Origin of the sequence: Pseudomonas sp. MF6396 (assembly GCF_002018915.1) — a bacterium.
Classification (GTDB): domain Bacteria; phylum Pseudomonadota; class Gammaproteobacteria; order Pseudomonadales; family Pseudomonadaceae; genus Aquipseudomonas; species Aquipseudomonas palmensis.
This window is the reverse complement of the sequence record NZ_MVOK01000015.1, coordinates 75,906-99,424: the sequence shown is the minus strand read 5'-3', so window position 1 is coordinate 99,424 and position 23,519 is coordinate 75,906. Positions and strand designations below refer to the sequence as shown.

The window sequence follows — 23,519 nt, the reverse complement described above, 5'->3', positions numbered from 1 at the left end:
AGGGTAAGGCCCTAGGGTACTCCCTTTAGCAAGGGTAACGTCGCGGTTGCCGATGCAGCGCACAGCAAGGTGACCTGATGCTCGGCGCCATCATCGACCAGCGACAGGCTTGTGCCGTCGATCACCCCGCCATCCAGGCTCAGCACCTGTACGGCCTGTGTGCCGTGGTGCACATCGATGTGATAAACGCTGGCGCCATACCGGTACTGCAGGCTGAAGCCCGACCATTCGGGCGGCAGCAGCGGTTGCAGCAGCAGGGTGTTGCCCTGGCGCTCCACCCCCAGCAGCGATTCGACGATCAGCCGGTACATCCATCCGGCCGCACCGGTATACCAGCTCCAGCCGCCGCGCCCGGCATGGGGCGCCACACCGTAGACATCCGCCGCCATCACGTAGGGCTCCACCTTGTAGGTGTCGATGCGGGTGGCATGGCCCTGGCTCTGGGGGCTGATCATGCGCATCAGTTCCCAGGCGCGGGCGCCGTCGCCCAGGCGGGCGAATGCCATGCTCGCCCACACGGCGGCGTGGGTGTACTGGCCACCGTTTTCACGAACCCCCGGTACATAGCCCTTGATGTAGCCGGGGTCGAGCGTGCCCTTGTCGAACGGCGGGTCCAGCAGCAGCACGATGCCGATATCACGCCGCACCAGGTGGCGGTCCAGCGACGCCATGGCACTGCGGCAGTGATCCAGGGGCGCGGCGCCCGACAGCACCGACCAGCTCTGGGCGATGGAATCGATGCGGCACTCCTGGTTGCTGGTCGACCCCAGGGGCTGGCCATTGTCGAAGTACGCACGCCGGTACCAGGCGCCGTCCCAGGCATGGGCCTGCAGGTTGCTGCGCAGCCGCCGCGCCTGCTCGCCGCAGCGCTGGGCAAAGCGGGCATCGCCATGCAACTGCGCCGTTTCGGCGAACCGACGCAGCACCTCGTGGGCGAAAAAGCCCAGCCATACGCTTTCGCCGATGCCGTGCTCGCCCACCTTGTTCATGCCGTCGTTCCAGTCGCCGCTGCCCATCAACGGCAAGCCGTGGGCCCCGACGCACAGGCCGTGCTCCAGCGCGCGCTGGCAATGCTGGTAGAGGGACTCTTGCAGGGGCGAATGACCGGGCAGGTCGTAGTAGGACTCCTCGCCGTTGTTGAGTGCGCGACCGTCCAGATAGCCGACGGGCTCGTTCAGCACCGCAGTGTCGCCAGTGATCAGCACATAGCGGCTGGTGGCCAGGGCCAGCCAGAGCATGTCGTCGCTGCAACGGGTTCGCACGCCGCGATCCATCGGCGGGTGCCACCAGTGCTGCACGTCGCCCTGCACGTACTGGTGGCGGGCACACAGCAGCAGGTGGGCGCGGCTGCTGGCAGGGTCGGCGTGCACCATGGCCATGCTGTCCTGCAACTGGTCCCTGAAGCCAAATGCACCGCCGGACTGGTAATAGCCGCTGCGGGCATGGAAACGACAGGCAATCACCTGGTACATCAGCCAGCCGTTGACCAGCACGTCCAGCGCAGGCTCCGGGGTGTGGATGCGCAGGCTGCCCAGGGTGGTGCGCCAGTGCTGCGTGACCCGCGCCAGTTCGACGTTGGCGGCGCGTACGCCGCGGTATTGCTGCACCCGCCGGGTGGCGGCCTTGGCATCCTGCTCGGCGCCCAGGCGGAACACCACTTCGCGGCTTTCACCAGGCGCCAGCTCGACGCTCACCTGCAGCGCACCACAGGGGTCCATGCCGCCGCCGAGGCGCCCCGAAAGGCGCGCCCGGCGCAGGGCTGCCGGGTCGGCCAGGGTACCGTTGCGCCCCAGAAACTCGACCCGGTCGCCACTGAGGCCGGCCTGGGGCCAGTCGCAGTCCAGAAACCCCACGCGGCCCGAGAATTCGATGGAGTAGGCGTTGCGCGCAAACAGCGCGCCACTGAACGGGTCGGCTTCGGTGACGACGTGCATGGCCGACTTGCTGCGCAAGTCCCCCAGCACCCATTCCACGTAGCAGGTCGCTGACAGGCGTCGCGCACGATCGCCGGTGTTGCGCAGCACCAGGCGCGAGAATTTGACCGGCGCATCCAGCGCCACGAACACCCACAGCTCACTGTGTATGGCGTCCTGCACATGCTCGAACACGCTGTAACCAAAGCCGTGGCGGGTTCGGTAGGCGCCGCTGCCCGGGCAGGGCGCCGGGGTCGGCGACCAGACCTGCCCGGAATCTTCGTCGCGCAGGTACAGCACTTCGCCGCCGGGGTCGCTGACCGGGTCATTGTGCCAGGGGCTCAAACGGTACTCGTGGGCGTTTTCGTACCAGCTGTAGGCACCGCCGGTTTCCGAGACGATGCTGCCGAACCCGGGGTTGGCCAGCACGTTGACCCAGGGCGCCGGGGTCGGCTGGCCCGGGCGATGATTGATGATGTATTCACTGCCGTCGGCGCTGAAGCCGCCGTAGGCGTTGCCCAGCGTGGGCGCCATGGCCAGCGGCTGCAGCGTGTAGCCGGCACTCTGCGGCCCTTGCAGCAGGCTGGGGGTGAACGGCGCCAGGGCCGGCTCGATGCGCCGCCGGTGGACCTGCTCGGCCAGGCTGCCATGGCTGTCGTTGAGTATCAGGCGTGCCACCGAGCGCATCAGCGTGCGGTCTTCGCTGGACAGCTGCTGCGCAGGACGCACGAAGATGCCGCCCGGGCGGTCCAGCAGGGCCGCTTCGACCCCGGAGGTCACCAGGCCCATGATCAGGTCCTGCAGTTGCTGGCGGTAGCCGGCCTGGTCTTCGTTCCAGATCACCAGGTCCACCACCAGGCCTTTCTGGCGCCAGTAGGCATGGGCCTGGACCATCTGCTGCACCAGCTCGATGTTGGCCGGGTCGGCGATCTGCACCAGCACGATGGGCAGGTCGCCGGAGATCGCCTGGCCCCACAGCCCCGACTGGCTGCGCCGGTTGCTGGCCAGCACGGCGCTTTCGGCGCGCAATGCAGGGTTGGCATACAGCACCGAGGCCGCCATCTGCTCGAACAGCCTGGCATCGGCCATCGAGGTGTTGAGCTGGCGCAACAGCACCTGGCTGTGGGTCCAGGCCAGGTCGAACACCCGGTCGGCCAGGTGCCGGTCGCGGTATTTGTCGATCAGGTGCAGGCAGGCCTCGCGGCTGTCGGCGACCCCGGTGACCAGGTCGATGGTGGCGCTCTGGCCAGGCTCCAGGCTGATACGGCAGCGGATGGCCACGACCGGGTCGAGCACCGCACCGGCAGTGCCGGACAGCTGCTCGCAGGTGTCCGTCAGCGCGGCCGGCGCCTGCAGGGTGCGGCCGCGGCCGATGAAGCGGGCACGGTCGGTTTCGTAGGAGATCTGCTCGATGTCCGCCCCGTGGGCTGCCAGCAGGTGGCACATCCACGGCACGACTTCGTCACTGGCACGCGGACGCCGGCTGCACAGGATCGCCTGCAGCGGTCGCACCAGCTCGGTTTGCACGAACAGCTTGCTGAACGCCGGGTGCAGCGCATCGCTGATGGCCGAGGCCAGCACCACTTCGGCGTAGCTGGTCAGCTCCAGGGTGCGCCGGGTACGGGCGCGGTTGGTCAGGTGCAGGCGACGCAGCTCGATATCGTCCTCGGGGGACACCACGATCTCGGTGTGGCAGTCGAAGTTGAACTCGCGCACGCGAAACTCGGCGCGGGCATCGGTGAACACGGTTTCCTGGCTGTGCGCGCGATGCTGGGTGGGCTGGTAGGTCGTGGACCAGAAATGCCCGCTGGCCACGTCGCGCAGGTAACAGAAGGTGCCAAGGCTGTCGCTGGCAATGTCTTCGCGCCAGCGCGTCACCGCCATGTCGTTGCAGCGGCTGTAGCCGCCACCGGCATTGCTGACCATGACGTGGTAGCGCCCGTTGGACAGCAGTTGCACGGCCGGCCGACGACGGTCCGGGTCGGTGAACACGCGCAGCTTGGTTTCATTGCCCTGGCTGGCATCGTCGACGGTAGGCGCCTGGGCTGCATGCAGGTATTGCGTGGCGCGTTTGGGCACGCGCTCCTGCAGCAGCAGGGCACAGGCCTGGAAGGCCGGCTCGGCGGCAAAGCGCCGCTGCATGGGCTGACCCAGCAGCAGCGAGGTCAGGGCCAGCAGGCTCATGCCCTGGTGGTGCGCCATGAACGAGCGCACCACGGCGGCATCGGTGCCAGGGGGCAGGCGTGCCGGGGTGTAGTCGACCGCCTCGTACAGCCCGAACCGCCCGGCCACCCCCTGCCTGGCCAGGCGCCGCAGGTTGTGGCAGGCGGCCGCAGGCGCGACCATCAGTGCCAGGGCACTGGCGTAGGGCGCGACCACGTTGTCCTCGCCCAGGCCACGCTTGAGGCCCAGCCCCGGCACGCCGAAGGCGCGGTACTGGTAGTTCAAGTGCGCATCGACGGTGTTGTAGCCGGACTCCGAAACGCCCCAGGGCGTGCCCAGCTGGCTGGCATGCTCGATCTGGCGGGTGACGGCCGCGTGGCAGGTCTGGTCGAGCAGTGTGCCTTCGTAGCTGGGCATCACCAGCATCGGCATCAGGTACTCGAACATCGAGCCGGACCACGACAGCAGCACCGGCACCCCGGCATTGCTGGTCAGCAGGCGCCCCAGGGCAAACCAGCTTTCCTGCGGCACCTGGCCCTGGGCGACGACCACGAAACTGGTCAGGCGAACTTCGGACGCCAGCAGGTCGTAGAAGGCGCTGTCCAGGCGTCGCTCATCGACGTTGTAGCCGATCACGAACAACTCCCGGCGGGCATCGTAGAGAAAGCCGAAGTCCATGTCGGCCATGGCCTCGACGCGCTGGGCAAGCTGCGCCGCCTGCTGCATGCGCTGGCGGGCCAGGGCCTGTACCTGCAGCACCTGCGGGCGATCGGCAGCGCACCACTGCTCGGCGTCCAGCCGCGCCAGGTCGCGCCAGCAACCGGTCGGCGGCCGCGTGCCCGGTTCGTTGGTGGCAGGCAGGGCAAAACGCAGCAGTTCGTCGCGCTGCTCGGTGCACTGACGTTGCAGGCTGTCGAACCAGAAGCGCGCATCCGGATCGTCGGCGGGCGCCGGCAGGTCGAGTGCGTCCTGCAGCAGCTGCGCCAGATCGTGTGGCTGAGGTGCCAGCAGACGCCGGCATAACGCCTGTACCTCGGTGGCGGGCAGGCCGGCATTGGTTAGGGCCTGGCCGAAGACTTCCAGGGTATCGAGCAACCCCTGGGCCTGGCGCGGGTCATCCAGCGGTGTGTCGGCCAGGCCCAGCAGGCCGGGCTTCAAGGTCAGCAGCAGACCGGCGAGATTGCCGCTGTCCACCGTGGAGACGTACAGCGGTGGCAGGGGTTTCAGGGTGAGGGTGTCGTACCAGTTGTAGAAGTGGCGCTGGTGACGCTCCAGCCCGTCCATGCTGTCGAGCATGGACTGCAGGCGCTCGAGCAGCCGCCCGCCGCCAAGGTAGCCAAAATCGTGGGCGGCCAGGTGGGCCAGCAATGCCATGCCCATGTTGGTGGGCGAGGTGCGGTGGGCAATGCGGGCAACCGGCAGTTCCTGCACGTTGTCGGGGGGCAGCCAGTGGTCGTCGGGGCCGACGTATTGCTCGAAAAACGCCCAGGTCTGGCGCGCAAGGTTGCGCAGAAAGCGCAGGTCTTCGGCAGTGGGGTCGAAGTGCGCGCGCGGGGAGGGGCGGCTGATCCACCAGGCCAGTGCCGGGCTGGCCAGCCATGCCAGCAGCAAGGGCGCCGCCAGGGCCAGGGTCATGGGGCTTGGCAGCAGGCACAGGCCCACGACCAGGGCCAGTATCGGGGCGCTGCACATGCTGCGGTACAAGGCCCCCAGGCGATTGACACTGGTGCGTTCGACTTCCCGTGACCGGCTCCATTGCAACAGGCGCTGCTTGCTGACCAGCATGCGCCACAGCGTACGCACGATAGCGTCAAGGCTGTAGTAGGCCTCATACGGCAGCCAGGCCAGGTGCAGGCCGGCGCGCGCGAAATGCAGGGCGCAGCCGCGCAGCGCCGCCCACAGGTGCTGCGCTAGGGGTACGTCGACAGGCTTGCGCAGCATCTCCAGCAGGGTGCCGAGCACCGCGTGGGTCAATACCAGCAACAGCGCGGCAAGGGTCCACAGCCCGGGCCGGCCCGAGGCCAGCCAGCCCCACAGCAACAGGCACAGCAATGCACCGGGCTCCAGGCTGCGGCGCAGGTTGTCGAACAGCTTCCAGCGGGCCAGGGCATCCAGCCGGTTGCGCGCATAGGTGCCGCCAGCGGTGGGCGCCCAGGGCAGCACCCACGGCAGCAGTTGCCAGTCCCCGCGAATCCAGCGGTGGCGGCGCTTGACGTCGGCGCTGTAGCGGGCCGGGTACTCTTCGAACACCTGAACATCGCTGAGCAACCCGCTGCGGGCGTAGCAGCCCTCGATCAGGTCATGGCTGAGGATGCGGTTGTCCGGCAGGCAGCCTTGCAGCGCCTGCTCGAACGCATCCACGTCGTAGATACCCTTGCCGATGAACGAGCCTTGTTCGAACAGGTCCTGGTACACGTCCGACACTGCGCGGGTGTACGGGTCGACGCCGGCGTCGCTGCCGAACAGTCGCGCATACAGCGAGCGCGCCGCGCTGGGCAGGCTGATGCCGACCCGCGGTTGCAGGATGGCGTAACCGCTGCCGGCCTGGGCGCGGTTGAGCGGGTGCTGCATGGCCCCGACGAACTGGCGGGCCGCATTGCGCGGCAGCTGGGTGTCGGTGTCCAGGGTGATGACGTAACGTACCGCCGCCAGCACCTGGACATCCCCCACCTGCAACATGAAGCGCCCCTGACCGTGCCCGCGCAGCAGTGCATTGAGATCGGCCAGCTTGCCACGCTTGCGTTCCACGCCCATCCACACCTGCTCGGCGGGGTTCCAGCGCCGCGGACGGTGCAGCAGCACGAAGCGCGCATCGTTCGGGTACTTGTGGTTCAGGCCCTCGATCAGGCTGGCGGCCAGGGCCATCAGCGCGGCGTCTTCAGGCAGGGTTTCGCTGGGCGCATCGAGAAAATCGGTCAGCAGGGCAAAGTGCAGGTAATCGTCACGATTGGCCAGAAAGCGCACTTCCAGCCCCTCTGCCAACTCCTCGATATCGGCGGCATTGGCCATCAGCGTGGGCACCACCACCAAAGTACGCGCCTCAGCGGGCAGGCCCTCGCTGAAATCCAGGCGCGGCAGCAGGCGGGGCGTCACGCTCAGGGTCACCAGCCAGTTGACCAGGTCGATGGCCAGGCGGCTGGTCATCACCAGCGTGGGCAGGGCCAGCGCAAGCAGCACTGCCAGTGGCCAGCCATCGCGCAGCGTGGTGTACAGCAGCGGTGCGCTCAGGCCCAGCGTGAGCAGCGCCACCGGGCCGAGGAAGAACGTGAGTGGCGCGCGATGCAGCAGGCGCCGCCAACGCTCGCCCAGCGCCACGCCGGCGTGCACGCGGCGCTCGAGCTGCGCTCGCCCGGCGCCGACCAGGTAGAACCCCACATGGGTGGTGGCGCTGGCGTGTGGCAGCGGGCTGGGCGCACCGGCGGCCAGTTCGACGGCGGCGCGGGCGATTGCCGCCTGCGACTGTGCGCTGTGCCGGGACAGGCGTTCGATGACATGCCGGTAATGATCGCGGCTGGCGAAGTCCATGGCTGGGTAGATGCCGGCAGGATCGCTGCGCAGCACCCGTTCGACGTGGCTCATGTGCTCGACGAATTCGCGCCAGTCGCTGGTCGCGAGCAGGCGCAGGCTGGCAATGCTGTTGCTGACCGAGACCTGGTCGGCTGCCTGCTGCTGGGCATCGAGCTGCACCTGACGCTCGATGCTCAGGCCGGATTCGGCGAGCATCTGCTCCACCCAGGTCAGCGGCTGGATCAGCGCGGCGCTCTGGCCTTGCAGGCGGCGTGCGAGCTCGGCGACGAAGGCGGCGGTCATCGGCGGCTGCGAGCGCGCCATGTCGGCCAGCACCAGCACCACGCTCTTGGCGTCGCGCCCGGCGGTCTCGCGCAGGCGGTCGGCCCAGTCGTTGGCCAGGTTGCGGTCGGCCCAGCTGGCCATGACCCGCGAGGCGACCCGGCGCAGGTTTTCGATCAGCGCCAGGCGCAGCATGATCGGAATGGCCCACAGCTCGCCCAGCGCCAGGGAGGTGACGCTCTGGTAGGCCTCGACGAAGTGGCTCAGGCTGTCCACGTCGACGCGCCCATCGCCATGGGCGATGGTTTCCAGGGCGATGTCATACACCCGCGGCAGCCCGCTGGACACGCCGTTGGCCAGGCGTGGCAGCTCGCGGCTGTAGCCTTTGGGCAGGTGGGTCTTGGCGATGCGGATGTGTTCTTCGACCAGGTAGTAGTTGTCCAGCAGCCATTCGGCCGCCGGCGTGACCCGTCGTGCGGTGGGCTGTTCGGCGATCAGCACCGCGCAGCTGCTGGCCAGGGTCCGTTCGTTGTCGGCCAGCCGTGCCAGCAGGGTGTCCTTGCCGCTGCGGGGGCTGAGGGCGTGGTGCTGGGCCAGAAAGGTGCCGTGGGCGGCCATCTGCTCGGCGCTGAACAGTTCGGAGCGCAGGATGGCTTCGTATTCGAACTTGCGGGGTGTGGTGCGCCAAAGGCCTGCGTTGCGCAGGCTGGCGCGTGCACGGCTCCAGTAATTATCCATAAAGGCCTGTAGGTGCTCGCGTCGCGGGGTCTGGCCCCCAGTGTGGCGACGCATGGCGCAGGCGTCTGTTCGCTAGCGAACACAGTGGGCTTTGTGCCCGGCAACCGGTAGGCGCTGGCCATGCCAGCGAAGGGGCAGCGCGCACCTTGCGGCAACGGCGTCGGTGCCTTCGCCGGCAAGGCCGGCTCCTACATGGCGCCGGTAACGTCGCTCAGCTGTCGGGAAACTCGACCGACAGCAGCCACTGGGTGAACGCCTGCAGCGCTGGCAACTGCTGATAGCGCGTGGCGTAGGTGAGGTAGTAGCCACGCCCGCTGTCCACCGGTTCGAACAACGCCACCAACTCGCCGCTGGCGATCTCGTCCTGCACCAGAATGCGTGGCACCAGCCCGATGCCGATACCGGCCACCGCCGCCTGGATCAGGTGGGCAGTCAGCTCGAAGCCCGGCCCCATGCGCATGGCCCGGTGCTGCAGGCCGTTCTGTTCGAACCAGTCGGCCCAGGCATGGGGGCGTGACACCACGCTTAGCAGAGCCTGCTGCGAGATGTCCGCCGGCGTCAGGCTGGCATAGCCGGGCAGGGCGCCAGGGCTGGCCACCACCACCAGCGTCTCGGACAGCAGCCGATGCGCCACATGGCCGGGCCAATGCCCGGTGCCGACACTGATGAAGGCGTGCATCTGATCCTTGTCCTGCTCGGCCGGGGCAATGCGCGAATGCATGTGCACCAGCACGCCGGGGTGGCGGCGGTAGAAGTCATTCATGCGCGGCAGCAGCCACTTGGAGCCGAACGTGGGCAGCACCGCCAGGTGCAGCGGCCCGTCGCCGGCCTTGTGGGCGATGGTCTGCAGCGTCGCGTTGCGAATGCGGGCCAGGGCCGCGGCCAGCTCGTGATGATACAGGGCGCCGGCGGCGGTGAGCTCGATATGCCGGCCCACGCGGCTGAACAGCGCCACCTCCAGTTGCGCCTCCAGCGCCTGCACCTGGCGACTGACCGCACTCTGGGTCAGCGCCAGTTCTTCGGCCGCCTTGGTGAAGCTGCCATGGCGCGCCGAGGCCTCAAACGCGATAAGCACCGACATGGAAGGGGTGAGTCGTCTTGGATTCATTCATAAAGCTCATGCAAAAGTCACACGAAATTCAGTTGTAGGCCCGCGCCGCACACGGGAACATAGCCCCATAAAGCATGCGGCAGACCTTGCCTGGCTGCCAAGCATACGTGTTTTGAATGTGACGCTGCGTCATATATCGCCTCAGGATCCCTTGTCATGATTGCTCTGCTTGCCCCCGACCGTGTCCCCGCCAGCCATTACCAGCGTTTTCTCGATGCACTGCAGAGCGAGGGCTTCAGGGGCGAGGTCGCGCGCGACATGGGCCTGCGTACCGTGCTGGCCACCGACAACTCCATCTACCAGCGCCTGCCCCAGGCGGCCGTGTTCCCCCGTGACGCGCAGGATGTCGAGTTGCTGGCACGCCTGGTCGCCCAGCCGCAGCATCGCTCGGTGGTGCTCACGCCGCGTGGCGGCGGTACCGGTACCAATGGCCAGTCGTTGACCGACGGGATCATCGTCGACCTGTCGCGGCACATGAACAACATCCTCGAGATCAACGTCGAGCAGCGCTGGGTGCGGGTGCAGAGCGGGGTGGTCAAGGACCAGCTGAACGCCGCGCTCAAGCCCCACGGCCTGTTCTTCGCGCCGGAACTGTCCACCTCCAACCGTGCCACCGTGGGCGGCATGATCAACACCGATGCCAGCGGGCAGGGCAGTTGCACCTATGGCAAGACCCGCGACCACGTGCTCGAACTGAGCACCGTGCTGCTGGGTGGCGCTCGCCTGGACACCGCACCGATCGACAACCCGCAGTTGCAGGCCTGTACCGCCCGTACCGACAAGGTCGGCGAAGTCTATCGCTGCGCCCAGGCCATTGCCGACGACAAGGCGGCGCTGATCGAGGCGATCTTTCCCAAGCTCAACCGCTGCCTGACCGGCTACGACCTGGCACACCTGCGCGAAACCCCCGACAGCTTCAACCTCAACAGCGTGCTGTGCGGTTCGGAAGGCTCGCTGGGCTTCATCGTCGAAGCCAGGCTCAATGTGCTGCCGATTCCAAAACACTCGATCCTGGTCAACGTGCAGTACGCCGCGTTCATGGATGCACTGCGCGACGCCAAGGCGCTGATGGCGCACAGCCCGCTGTCAATCGAGACGGTGGACTCCAAGGTATTGATGCTGGCGATGAAGGACATCGTGTGGCACGGCGTGGCCCAGTACTTCCCGCCGCACCCCGACACCCAGACCCTGGGCATCAACCTGATCGAGTTCAGCGGCGACGACCTGGATGCCCTGGAACAAACCGTCGACGCCTTCATCCAGCACCTGCAGCGCGACACCTCGGTGGTGCGCCTGGGCCATACCCTGGCGGTGGGTGCCCAGGCGGTGAACCAGGTGTACACCATGCGCAAGCGCTCGGTCGGTCTGCTGGGCAACGTGCAGGGCGAGGCACGCCCGCAGCCCTTTGTGGAAGACACCGCCGTGCCGCCGGAGAACCTTGCCGACTACATCTTCGAGTTTCGCGCCTTGCTCGACAGCCACGGCCTGCAGTACGGCATGTTCGGCCATGTGGATGCCGGCGTGCTGCACGTGCGGCCGATCCTGGACATGAAGGACCCGGCCCAGGCCCAGCTGATCCGGCCGATTTCCGACGCCGTCGCGGCGCTTACCCACAAGTACGGGGGCCTGCTGTGGGGCGAGCACGGCAAGGGCCTGCGCTCGCAGTACGTGCCGGACTTCTTCGGTGAGCTGTACCCGGCGCTGCAGGACCTCAAGGCCGCGTTCGACCCGTTCAACCAGCTCAACCCCGGCAAGATCGCCACCCCGTCGAGCGTGCCGACGGCGCGCCTGACCGAGGTGGACGCGGTAACCCTGCGCGGCGACCTGGACCGCACCATCGACGAGCGCGTGTGGCAACACTATGAAAGCGCCGTGCACTGCAACGGCAACGGCGCGTGCTACAACTTCGACCCCAACGACGCCATGTGCCCGTCGTGGAAGGCCACGCGCAACCGCATCCACTCGCCCAAGGGCCGTGCCTCGCTGATTCGCGAATGGCTGCGCCGCCAGGGCGAGGCGGGGGTGGACGTGCTGAACCTGGCGGGAGCGGGCAGGGTAACCGGTGTAGCGCAGCGCACCTGGAACTCCCTGGCGCGCCTGGTTGGGCGCAAGGACTTCTCACATGAGGTGTACGAGGCGATGTCCGGTTGCCTGGCGTGCAAGTCGTGCGCGGGGCAATGCCCTATCAAGGTCAACGTACCGGAGTTTCGCTCGCGCTTTCTGGAGCTGTACCACAGTCGTTACCTGCGCCCGATGAAGGACTACCTGATCGGCTCGCTGGAGTTCAGCATCCCGCACCTGGCGCGCTTGCCGCGACTGTACAACGCGATCATGGCCGCCACACCGGTGCGCTACGCGCTGCAGCACATGGCCGGCATGGTCGACAGCCCGCTGTTGAGCACCCATGACTTCGAAGCCGAGTGCAAGCGCTGGAACGTAAAGCAGGCAAGTGTGGGCGCGCTGGCCGCGTTGTCCGACGAACAGCGCAAGCGCAGCGTGATCCTGGTGCAGGACGCCTTCACCCGTTTCTTCGAAACGCCTCTGGCAGCCCAGTGGCTGGAACTGATCAGCCGCCTCGGCTACCAGGTGTACCTGGCACCGTTTGCACCCAATGGCAAGCCGTTGCAGGTGCAGGGCTTTCTGGGGGCGTTCGCCAAGGCTGCGCAGTTCAACGCCAAGTCGCTGCTGCTGTTGCAGGCCTCGGGCGTACCCCTGGTGGGCCTGGACCCGGCGATGACCCTGGTGTATCGCCAGGAATACCGCAAGACCCTGGGCAACGACGGTGCCCCGACCGTGGCCTTGCCACAGGAGTGGCTGGCGTCGGTGCTGCCCGAATCGGCAGCGGTGGTCGACGAAGAGGTCTACCAGTTCCTGCCGCACTGCACCGAAAAGACCAACGAGCCGGCGGCGATCGCGCTGTGGCAGAAGGTGTTCGAACGCATGGGGCTCAAGCTTCAGGTGCTTGCGAGCGGTTGCTGCGGGATGTCCGGTACCTATGGTCACGAGACCCGCAACGTGGCCACCTCCGCGATCATCTACCAGCAGTCCTGGCAACCGATCGTGGCCCGGCATGGGCAGGGTGGCCGGTTGCTGGCCGATGGTTATTCGTGCCGCAGCCAGGTCAAGCGCCAGGAGGGGCAGGGGTTGCAGCACCCGCTTGAGGTGTTGCTGGCGCGGGTAGCCCGGCAAGTGTGATGATGGCCTGGCCTTCCATTGACCCAAACGAGGAGCCATGACTGTAGCGACACGGCGCGATATCCCGCTGGACCTGATCAAGTGGCTGGCCATGCTGACCATGCTGTTGGATCATCTGCGCCTGTTGTGGCCCGACGCCCACGCCCTGTTCATACCCGGACGGCTGGCGTTCCCGCTGTTCTGCCTGGCGATCGCCGCCAACGTCGCGCGTTCGCGCCCTGGCCAGTTGCTCAGCCAAAGCAACACGCGCTACCTGGGCTGGATGCTGGTGTTCAGCGTGATATCCGAAGGGGTGTACCGCCCCATCAGTGCGCTGGGCACCCTCAATGTGATGTTCACCCTGACCCTCGGGCTGCTGATTGCCTGGGGCTTTCAGCATCGCAACACGCTCAGTGCTGCCTTGGCCGTGGGCGCCGCTGTCGCGGCCGCCTGGCTGGACGAGCGGCTGATGTACGGATTTCTCGGCTGCCTGCTGCCGGCGGCCCTGTTGTTGGCCATCAAGCGGCCGGGGCCGGTATGGCTGGTGCCGGCCTTGCTCAGCGTGGCGGTCAATACCCGCAGCAGTTTGTGGGCGAGGGCGATGGAAGTGGACGCCTACTCACTGGCGGTACTCGGCACCGCGTTCCTTGCACCGCTGTTCGGCCTGTGGCTGTTACGCATGCCTCTCACCACCGGCATCTGGCCGGTACGCCATTGGGCGTACTGGTTCTACCCGGTGCATCTTGGCGCGCTGCAGGTCATACGCAAACTTATGTGAGTGCCGGGCCTTGCGAGCACTACGCAAGGCTAGGCATCATTCGCGCCTTCTTTTTAATCGGTGACAAGGACCGTTCGCATGCCCATCTACCTCGCAGCAGAGCAGGAACTCATCGTAGGCCAAGCCACTGTAATCGAGGCGCCCGCACAGGAGGGGGCCTTTGTTGTGGTGTTCGAGGACGACGAGGAGACCGGCTACTTCTATGCACTTGACACCACGGCTACCGAGAACCCGATCCAGGATGCGTTGCACATCTACAACGTGGACGAGGTAACTGATCGGCAAAAGCCTTCGACAGTGAAGGTCGGCTGGTCCATGGACCATAGCAAGGCGGTATTGCTGATCAACGATCGCCCTCATGCCGTGTTTGATTTCACGGGCAAGCAGGGCTATTGCCATACCGCATTTCCACCACCTGTGGGTAACGGCTGGTCGGAGCAGGGCCATGAGTGGAATGATGATGCGCTGAAATTGTTTGCCTGATGAGGCAGCAATTTGACCCGGAAGGGGCAGGGTACAGGTAGGCGTGACCAGCTGCTTTCCACATTTTAATATAACTCAACTAAATAGTCCTTTAGTTGAGTTATAAGAAAAGGCTAGTTTAGCGGGGAGCAGGGGCACCCTTGAACTGCTGCGAATCCAACCTCACGAACGCTACTAGAAGAGCCGCATTTTTGCAGCAACTTCGACGGTTTTACTGAGGTTGTAGCCGACAACGCGCCACTGTTCGTTTTCTTCAACCAGCAGCACAGCCTCGGTGACGGTGAGGTTCGAAAAGGCCGATTGGGTCTGAACTGCAGCGTAATGCCCAGGCGGCGCATCAGGCAGCTGTTTGGTGAAGGTGATCTGTGCTCGATCACGTTGCTTCAGCTCGCCCAGGCCCATGCGCAACGTCCCGATGCCTTTTACCCAGTTCGACTCGGTCGTGGTTGCCTTGAGCGCGGAGCCCGCTGTGGCCCAGGTCATGTCGGTTCTTCCGGCATCGAGCAACATCAGGAACTGCACAGCGGTATCGACCACCAGGCGTTGCTGTTGCGCAGAGCCTGGATCGGAGACTACGACTGCGGACGCCTGTGTACCGCTGGCGTTTGTGTTGAATGAAACATCGCAACCGGCAATCAGTAACAGGCTGCTTAGAACGGCGAAACATTGCTTCATGCAAAAACCTCGAAGGTTGAGGGGTCCAACGGACGAATGTGGCGTCCAGACGTTTAAAGGTGGCTCTTGTAGCTCATCAGGTACTCGGCATGGCCTGTCTGCGGATCAATCTGCTCCTTGATCACTGTAAAACCCTGGGACTGGTAAAAAGCGATGCTGCGTGAATTCTCCTTGTAAACCGCCAGGCTCAATTCGGTGCGCAACGATTTGACGTGTTCGAGCAATTGACGACCCAGCCCACGGCCTTGCTGGTCAGGGTCCACGAACAGTGCCGCCAGTTGGTTGCCCAGCAACGAGCAAAAACCCTGAACGGCGGATTGGTCTTCGATGACAATTGTCTGTGATGCAGGGATGTAGAGTTCGCGCATTGCCACGACATTGGATTGCCAATACGACGCGTCGATAAAGTCATGGGCCTTGATCGAAGCGCGTAACCAGATGTCGAGGACGCGTTCCATGTCTTGCGGTTCAAATGTTCTTACCATGTCGTCCCTTGAAGTGCGTGCAAGCGGTACAAAGCTTGTGAGTATGCCGCAAAGCGATTCGTGGTGGGAAAGCACGGGGGGCTCAGGGTTGAAATCTGGCCTGGCGTAGTCTTGAGCGGATGATACGATAGTACGCATAATGTATATTATGTTAAATCATTTAATGCTCAAAGGAGTGGAACGAATGGATCAAATTTCAGCGCTCAGAACTAAACATGCGAAAAGCTAAAAACTGAAAATGCAAAATCAGACGCGCCGGATATTTGGAAATTTTTAGTTCGTGTGAGCGTGTTGCTTCTGGCTTGCGTATGGGAATTGCGGGCGCCGCCATGCTGAGCTGCCAGCGACACTGGACTGTTTATTGTGTACCGTAAGCATGCTTGCTCCGAGACTTGTTGGCGATAAGCCTCCCCTTGGAGACATTCGATAGCCCGCCTACCATGGCGGGCTTCATTTTTTAGGCCAGAGTTGGCACGAGATTCTTCAATGGATTTCGGTGGTTCAACGCTTAAGGCGGCACAATTCTGTCTGGCCCCATTCGAAACGCCAAGCAGCGTTAACCCTCTCCTCGCCCCCGTTGGCGCTCAGCCCCGCGGCGTCCAGGCAAGCGGGAGCGTTTCAAGACAGCGCTGAGCACTCTTTCAGCGCATCTCGCCCTATGCTGGTGTGCTGATGGGGTCTGGATTTAACATGCGGTCAGTTGCCTATCGACCAATCCTCTCAGGAAACGCCACGCGTGAACCATCGTTCCTCTAGCTCACTCTTGGCGGTTGAGCGCGACAGTGACCGCGGCGAGTTGCATGTCCACATGAATGGCGCGATTCCAGCTGCCACACTCCTAGAGGTCCTGAGCGACGAAGGCACCGAGCTGCCGTCCGGCTTTTTGCTAGAGCGCGACCTGCTGCGCACGTCTCCTTGCACCTCCCTGGCGTCGTACCTGCGACCTTGGCAGATACTGCGCCTGCTGCCGAAAAAGCGTGACAATCTCGATCGCATTTGCCAAGCCATTGTTGCCAGCTTGACCGGGAACGGCGTGCGTTTTGTTGAGTTGCGCAGCAGTCTCCTGTACCTGGCGACTCTTCAAGGCTGCTCACCAGCCGATGCCTTGGCACGGCTCATTGAGTCCACCCGCATTGCTGCTGACCGACACCGCATAAGGAGAGGACTAATCCTCACGGTAACCCGAGGTGACTACGCTGCGGTAGCACTGGCCACCTTGCTTCAGGCCTACCAAGATGTAGGTGAGCCTGCCGACATAGTGGGGCTTGATCTTGCAGGCGATGAGAATATTCCCTACCCCGAAGAACTACCCATGATGTTTCGAGAGGCCAAGCACCGTTTTGGGCTGGGTGTCACCATTCATGCTGGGGAAACTGGACGGGGCGAGAACGTGGGAGTCGCCGTTGAATCATTCGCCGCCGACCGCATTGGTCATGGCACGGCGGCGAGCCAATCCCCGGCTTTACTGGACTTGCTGGCGGAGCGTGACATCTGTGTCGAAGTCTGCCCGATCAGCAACCGGCTGACAGGTGCCGTCTCTGCCGACCAGGCTCACCCACTGATGGAGTTTAGCCGAAGAGGCGTGCCTTTTGTCATTTGCTCAGACAATCCGGCCATTCATCAACGTGGTCTGGCTGATGATCATGCGGCTGCGATGACTGAGGGACTTACCGTGGAGCAACTGATCCAGCAGTTCGATATTGCCAAACGCTACTCCTTCATAGAGGACCTGAGTTGAAGATACGATTCCTGTCGGGTAATGAGTTCAAGATTGCCGAAGTGCAACGCATCCTCGCACCGGTTGGCGTCGACGTCGTCCCTGTGGCGAGGAAGATTGAGGAATTGCAAACCGAAGATGTCGAGCGCTTGGTGAGGGACAAGCTGATCAAGGCGTTCCAGGTAATTGGCCGTCCCCTGTTTGTCGAACATACCGGCCTTTATCTGAAGGGCCTGAACGGTCTGCCGGCTGGACTGACCCAGATCTTCTGGGATCGGCTGGAAGCCGATCGTTTCGCCGCTCTGGTGGAGGGACTAGGTGAGGCCGCCGTCACCGCCAAGACTGTATTGGGCTACTGTGACGGGCGCGAAACCCACCTGTTCGAAGGCGCTATCGATGGCACGGTTCCGCGGATACCAGCAGGTCCTCGGGGCTTTCAATGGGACTGCGTGTTCGTGCCGGAGGGTTACACCGATACCTTCGCAGAAATGGGACCGGCCAAAGACGCAATTTCCATGCGCCGCAAAGCCCTGGATCAGTTCGCTGCCCATTTGAAAAACGCGAGAATCCCGCGATGACTGCCGAACTGTTGCATGCCTATCGGACCAACAAATTGTTGCTTTTCGTCGGGGCTGGTGTATCCGCGAATCTCAATCTACCCACGTGGGACGAACTGATCGCCCATATTGCGAGGGATCTGGGCTACGACCCCAAAGTCTTTGCCACCTACGGAACTCCGTTAGCCCTAGCGGAGTACTACAAGCGCAAAAAAGGCAGTCTTGGGCCACTGCGCAGCTGGATGGATCGCGAATGGCACAAATCCACCACCGATGTCACCCAGTCTGAGATCCATCGACTGATCGCCCAAGGCCAATTCCCGCGCATCTACACCACCAACTATGACCGCTGGTTGGAAATGGCTCATATCGCCTTCGATGTGCCCCACGATAAAATTGCCAGCGTGGCAGACCTTGCCACCACTTCGGACGGGCGCCGGCAGATCATCAAGTTCCATGGCGATTTCGACGACGATACCTCAATCGTGCTCGGGGAAACCAGCTACTTCCAGCGCCTAAACTACGACTCCCCGCTGGATCTCAAGCTCAGTCATGACGTGCTCGGTAATTCAGTGTTGTTCATTGGCTACAGTCTCAGCGACTTCAATATTCGCCTTCTGTTTTATCGCATGACCCAGCTGTGGAACAGCTCAGCTCTGGCATCTGCCAGGCCCAAATCTTATTTCTTCACCAATCGTCCCAACCCGGTTGCCGAGGAACTGCTGGGACATTGGGGTATCGAGATGATCACGTCAGAAGAAGACGATTCAAAAAAAGCGCTCACCGACTTTCTTGAGCAATTGATCAGCTAGGTTGGCGGAAAGCGCACGGATCCAGAAACGGTACCGCGCGCCCTCGCCTACCGGCGCCCTCGCAGCTTCACTCCATGCGCTTCGGAGCGTCTGTAACGGTCGAATAGCGGCGCAGGTCGACTCCAGTCTTTCGAACATGCATGGCTAAAAGCTATCATTACTCGCTGCATGAGGCGCGCCTGGTATCAAACTCGCGCCTGATGCAGGTCAGCCAGCCAATCGACCTACTGTTAAGGATAACCAGATGCGCACCACCATCATGACGCAGATGCAGGCCTGGGCCCGTCAGTTCGAACGTCAATCCGACCCTGAGTCAGACCTGGGCGATGAAGACTTTTTCCTCGATTACAAGTTGCTGGGCGTAGCGTCGTTCGTCAAACATGTAGCTTTTGAGCACGATGACCTGGAGCTTTTAGCGTTGGCCTCCAAGGTGGAAATGCAAGTCGAGCGGGTGCTCGCGCTGCAGAATGAAGCCGAGCATGAGCGCATGTTTGCTCAAGATCAATCCTACGCCCAGCATGAACGCGTTCGGGAAGCATGCATCCACTACTTCTACACCGAACCTGCCTTCACAGTGGACATGTCTAAATACCGCTCGATGATCGAGGTGGCCGGAACGTTCTCCGATCCTCAGAAGCTGACCGGTTTGATGAACTATATCGACGCTGATCGGGTGTTGAGCAAAATTTATGACCGGGTCAAAAGTCGCCTGCGCCGCTCTACGCTTGACGCCGGCGCGTCGCCATCATTCGAAGACGTAAGCCGGGCTTACAACCTCGAACTGGCCGAGATTTACCGATTGGCCGACCTTCACGTCTCGCGCGTGCTGCAGCAATACGCAGTGGCGGCTGTCTAGTCGACATCTTCTGGCTCATCACGGCGCACTCAGGCCCCTCCCGCCGCGAACGCGCCGTCCACTACGTTGCTACGAGTTACCACGGCGAAGATGCGAAACTACTCGGACAATTGGCGGTTGCTCGCCACTCTGGTGGCGGAAGTCACTGCGACGCATCAGAGCGCGGTTGCGCGTGACTACAATGAGCATACAAGTGCGCAAATGCTCGGTCACTTCCTCGCCCATGCCACGCTCACGACCCCGAATCTCGGTCGCGACAGTGTCAAAGCGTTGTTGGCAGGCGAGCAAGCTTGGCCCATGCAAGACGGGACCTACCGCTGGGTCCGCGTGGACGTATCGATTGATCAGTTGGAAGAGTTGGGGTTGATCGCGTTTTACGGTGATTGGTGTTCCGTCCATTGCGATTGGATCAAAGATGCACAGGCGCTCGACCTCACGCTGCAGCCCATGCTCGAAGTGCTGCGGATCCTACGTGACATCCGCACTGGCAATGCAGGCTTTGCGCAACCGCAGTACAGCCTGCCATTCGATCAAGCCTTGCAATTACTGACGCCCTCTTTTGGAGAGCGAACTGCCACTGCATGGCTCAAAAATCTCGAACATCATGCAGATGGCTGTCGGTGGCCAGTCCGCGACAGTCGATTGCCAGTGGCAGCAAGTACTCAGCTATGGTTGCTGCTGCGTAGCCAGATGGAACCGCCACAAGCGTTCAAACGCTGGCTGGAATGCCAGTGCGTTGGCCGGGATTGGGTTCAGTCGATCGACGTTGCCTACCTGCCGGTGGATGAGCGGCAGGTGTTCATCGAGCAACTGACCGAGCACCTGGCAACGGATCGCGCACTCGCAGCACCGCTGGCCACCTTGCAACGTCAAACGTGTAACGAAGACCGCCTCTCCCAGCTGCTTAGGCCGGTTCAGGAGCGTGTTGAGATCCATGTGGACGCCGAAGGCGTGCGCACTACCTCGCGTTGCGTAGTCCCGCAAGCCGCCACCACCTTTAGCTCCCTAGCCGCAGAGTACCCAGCGGCGTTCGCCTGCGATGCCTCGCCCCTGCAATTCGTAGCGGCGTGTGAGCGTCTCCGCCACGTCAGACGCGGGATGCCGCTTTTTCACCTGGGCCTCGTGCTCACGGTCATTGATGAAACGGTGCGGCTGGAGGGCGCGGCATTGATCACCACGGGCTTCGCGGAGCGTTTGCTGGAACTGGCGCGATCACGCCCAGTTCTCAAGTACCTCGCATGGGTGGCATTACCGCAGTTCAGCAGGAATAAGGCCTATCTGTTGCTGCTTCTATCCAAACCGGAGACGTGCGATGCGGCGCTGTATTTTCTGGCAAATCACTCGCACCACCAACGGCAGTCAATCGAGGGGGATGTTGCGCAAAGCCTAGACAGCGGCTATTACCAAATCCTCTGCAGCGAGTACCGACGCACCATCGCGCTGGAGGTCGAAGCCGGCGAACGCCTGCGCCTGATGGTTGAATATCTAGCCTGCAGATGCAATTGGTCCATCAGCGCCTTTGCCAGTCGAGCAGAATATCGACTCCTGATCACATTTCTCCAGGGCTTGAGTGAAAGCCAGATCGTGCAACTCAGTCACGCGTTCACCGGTTCGCTACACACCAGTGCAACTTGTGCGTCCCACAGAACCGCTGAACCGCAAAAGTACCTGATCGCTTTCTGGCTGCTAGAACGGTTGGAGCAGATGGCCCTGAGTACTGCCCTCACGTCGAGGACGGCGTTACGGTCGGCGATCCTGGAAGCATATGCCAGCGAGTTTTTGAACAGCATTGCAACGGCCAGCCGCACACTGGAACCCGAGGACTGCTATGTGCTTCTGCCTTGGGTGCGCACCACCGAAGAGGGGGGACTGACGCGCTGGCTCAGTCTTTCTCATGAACATCATTCCTGGCTCGCGCACCTGAGTTCTGCCGATGCCAATAGCTTTGCTGTAGGCCGGGCGATACGCCAGTACTTGCAGGTATTAATGACCATGCAACCACCCCAGCTCAGCGAGCAAGATCATCAGCGGGTCATGCACCGGGTGGCCAGCATCGTTATTGAGCTCGGCTTTGGTCAAGGCGAGGGAACGCTCTGGCTGTTCCACCCCGGACTGCAGAGCGAACGGGACCGCGTATGGGATCAGTTTAGCCGCTATGTCGGGCATTTTTCCGATGGGCTTTTTGCGGACTTCCAAGAACGCTGCCTACCTCAGGTCCCCCTGGATATGCTGTTCACCTTGGTGGAAAACTGCGCCCTGCTCCATCGTCAACAACAATTGAAGCAGGCCATCGCACAACGCCACGGCGCGCGAACCGAAGAGATGGGCCTGACGGCACTCGAGGAAGCTTTTATCTCAGCGGTGAACTCAGGCGAACTGGCACTGGGCGGCACCTTGATTCAGGCGGCGAAGAATTTCATCGGCGCCGAACGATTTGTCCAAACGCGCAATCCGTTGATCGTTCAAAGCCAAAAGGCTTGGGCTAATTACCAGTTCAAATGGCAGTTACTCATGTTGATGGAGCAATGGCGCCATGCGCCTGCTACCTATGCCGAGAAGGCTGCAGCGCTGGAAGTCCCACACGAACTAAGGGCCGTGTCTGACGCTGAGACGGAGCGAAAACTGCACCAGGACTGCCAAAATTTCCGCCAATACATCATCGCAGCGGCGTATCGCGACAGCGATGTCGGTCGGTGCGCGCGAAGCATGGCGGAGCTCTTCAGCAGAACCCAAGACGCCACGCACGGTTTGCTCCTGTTGCAAAGCCGAATCGACATCTACCGTCAGGATAGCGATCGCGTAACACTGAATCAGGCCCTGCGCAGTTGCCTGGCCAGCATTGCCCATCTGCGTCCACCGGACATGAGTGCTGCCTGGGCGGCAACCGTACTGGAGGCCTACGCGCTGCTTGGCGATACACCTAAGCTTGATGCGTTCTGGACTCAGCTCTCAGAACACCAACACACACAGTTGGAAATTCTTCGGCCCTATTGCCGAGCACTCATTGGCCGTGGCGACGTACTGGTCGCGCAGCACCTAGCGACCCGCTACCGAGAACTGAACCCGCAGGCGCTTCAGTCAGGCAGCTTCGCCCAGCTCATGGATGAGTTGGCCAATGCAGCGCCACCCCAGGTTACGCTGAGTCAAATGATGCAATTGATGACCCACGACTCACGTAGGACCGTGGCTCAGCTCGCGGGGGACTACCAGCAACTACTGGCGTTGGATTTCCAACAGTACGTCGAAGTGGTGGGCAATGGTCTCAGCACCGAGACGTTTCTGGCGCAATGCGTGCTAGAAGTTGCCGGCGAACTGCTCCTGCGCAAAAAGAATCTGCAGTGGCACGCGCCGCCCTCTTCCACACTAGTTAATCGTCGGATCACCCATGAAGACCTGATCAACGATTGGTTCACTTCGCTGTTTGACAAGCGCATGGCGGAAGCCCGCATTGGCATGAGAGATCAAAAGCGTGCGGGGGAGTCTGGGTCAGGAATGTCCCCTGGCGAAGCAGATGGGGTGATTACCGATGGCAAGAACCGACGACTGGCCATCGTGGAGGCGTTCCGCCTGTTCAGCCTTGATTTGACGGTCATCCGTGATCACCTGAACAAAGTTGCCCGTTATGATCAGGAGTGTCTGAGCCCGGTGTTCATCGTAGCCTACTGCGACGTGAGCGACTTTACAGCGTTGACTCGGGGTTATGCCGAGTTGGTAGGCAGGTTGGAGTATTTCGGCTTCCAACGATCTGTTGATGCCACGCCCAGCGTGGTGCCTCAGCCGAATAGCAATCTATGGGTGATGCGTGATTTTCGCACCAGAGGTGGTGCGTCCATCACGGTGTACCACCTGTTGCTGAACATGCGTAGCCCGGCACCGCACGACTGAATTCGCTTAGGTCATCAATAGGAAAGCCAGGCGGCTTTTAAGCGCCTGGCTTTCTTGCGATAAGCTCTAATACGATCTTCGCCTATGGAAGTGGCAACACGAGCATTGGCTTTCAGCCGTTTCTCTTCTGGTAGCTACGTTTGGGGTCGCCCCCCAACGCGGCGACGCATTCCTATAGCAAACAAGCGTTTACCCGAATGGCTGAACCAACCTCCACGTCCCAGGTAGCCCTGGGACGTGATTCAGAGCAAGTAAATCCGCCAATATCACCATGTTTTTGGCCGGTTGCGCCCTCGGTTCTACTTGACCCTCTCGCAGGCTTATCCCTGTGTTATGTGATCGCTATCCCGAGCTCAGTTGCCAGTTTCTGATGGACGTACTGC

12 protein-coding genes are annotated in these 23,519 nt (G+C 62.6%); 8 read left to right on the top strand and 4 right to left on the bottom strand.

Going from position 1 to position 23,519, the window contains the following annotated elements; translation table 11 throughout:
• Positions 1-11: 11 nt before the first annotated feature.
• Positions 12-8,603: a glycoside hydrolase family 94 protein gene (locus MF6396_RS16625; RefSeq protein WP_078480978.1), complete on the bottom strand. Its 8,592-nt coding sequence runs from the start codon at positions 8,601-8,603 to the stop codon at positions 12-14.
• 211 nt (positions 8,604-8,814) lie between these two features.
• Complete coding sequence (locus MF6396_RS16620) at positions 8,815-9,711, bottom strand: LysR substrate-binding domain-containing protein (protein ID WP_078480977.1); 897 nt, start codon at positions 9,709-9,711, stop codon at positions 8,815-8,817.
• A 159-nt stretch (positions 9,712-9,870) separates the two neighbouring features.
• On the opposite strand from MF6396_RS16620, the gene ydiJ reads away from it, so the two are divergent.
• The 3 genes from ydiJ (at position 9,871) to MF6396_RS16605 (ending at position 14,149) form a co-directional block, all read left to right on the top strand.
• Positions 9,871-12,909, top strand: a complete 3,039-nt coding sequence (gene ydiJ / locus MF6396_RS16615) for a D-2-hydroxyglutarate dehydrogenase YdiJ (protein WP_078480975.1) — start codon at positions 9,871-9,873, stop codon at positions 12,907-12,909.
• Between the two features lie 37 nt (positions 12,910-12,946).
• Positions 12,947-13,666, top strand: coding sequence for a TraX family protein (locus tag MF6396_RS16610; protein ID WP_078480974.1), 720 nt, complete (start codon positions 12,947-12,949; stop codon positions 13,664-13,666).
• Between the two features lie 78 nt (positions 13,667-13,744).
• Positions 13,745-14,149: a DUF2251 domain-containing protein gene (locus tag MF6396_RS16605; RefSeq protein ID WP_078480972.1), complete on the top strand. Its 405-nt coding sequence runs from the start codon at positions 13,745-13,747 to the stop codon at positions 14,147-14,149.
• A 174-nt stretch (positions 14,150-14,323) separates the two neighbouring features.
• Here MF6396_RS16605 and MF6396_RS16600 read toward each other — a convergent pair whose 3' ends face one another.
• Complete coding sequence (locus MF6396_RS16600; RefSeq protein ID WP_078480971.1) at positions 14,324-14,824, bottom strand: DUF4019 domain-containing protein; 501 nt, start codon at positions 14,822-14,824, stop codon at positions 14,324-14,326.
• Between the two features lie 53 nt (positions 14,825-14,877).
• Positions 14,878-15,309 (bottom strand): N-acetyltransferase, encoded by a 432-nt coding sequence (locus MF6396_RS16595; RefSeq protein WP_078480969.1) that lies wholly within the window; start codon positions 15,307-15,309, stop codon positions 14,878-14,880.
• A 736-nt stretch (positions 15,310-16,045) separates the two neighbouring features.
• On the opposite strand from MF6396_RS16595, the gene MF6396_RS16590 reads away from it, so the two are divergent.
• From MF6396_RS16590 to MF6396_RS16570, 5 genes are all read left to right on the top strand, one after another.
• Positions 16,046-17,047 carry an adenosine deaminase gene (locus tag MF6396_RS16590; RefSeq protein WP_238596447.1) on the top strand — a complete coding sequence of 334 codons (1,002 nt, stop codon included), beginning with the start codon at positions 16,046-16,048 and terminating at the stop codon, positions 17,045-17,047.
• Positions 17,044-17,604 carry a non-canonical purine NTP pyrophosphatase gene (locus MF6396_RS16585; RefSeq protein ID WP_078480968.1) on the top strand — a complete coding sequence of 187 codons (561 nt, stop codon included), beginning with the start codon at positions 17,044-17,046 and terminating at the stop codon, positions 17,602-17,604. Before MF6396_RS16590 ends, MF6396_RS16585 begins: the two co-directional genes overlap by 4 nt.
• Positions 17,601-18,395 carry an SIR2 family protein gene (locus tag MF6396_RS16580; protein WP_078480966.1) on the top strand — a complete coding sequence of 265 codons (795 nt, stop codon included), beginning with the start codon at positions 17,601-17,603 and terminating at the stop codon, positions 18,393-18,395. The genes MF6396_RS16585 and MF6396_RS16580 overlap by 4 nt, the downstream gene beginning before the upstream one ends.
• Before the next feature lie 244 nt (positions 18,396-18,639).
• Positions 18,640-19,251, top strand: coding sequence for a hypothetical protein (locus MF6396_RS16575; RefSeq protein ID WP_078480965.1), 612 nt, complete (start codon positions 18,640-18,642; stop codon positions 19,249-19,251).
• Positions 19,252-19,368: 117 nt separating this feature from the next.
• Complete coding sequence (locus MF6396_RS16570; RefSeq protein WP_153046096.1) at positions 19,369-23,136, top strand: hypothetical protein; 3,768 nt, start codon at positions 19,369-19,371, stop codon at positions 23,134-23,136.
• Positions 23,137-23,519: the final 383 nt, after the last annotated feature.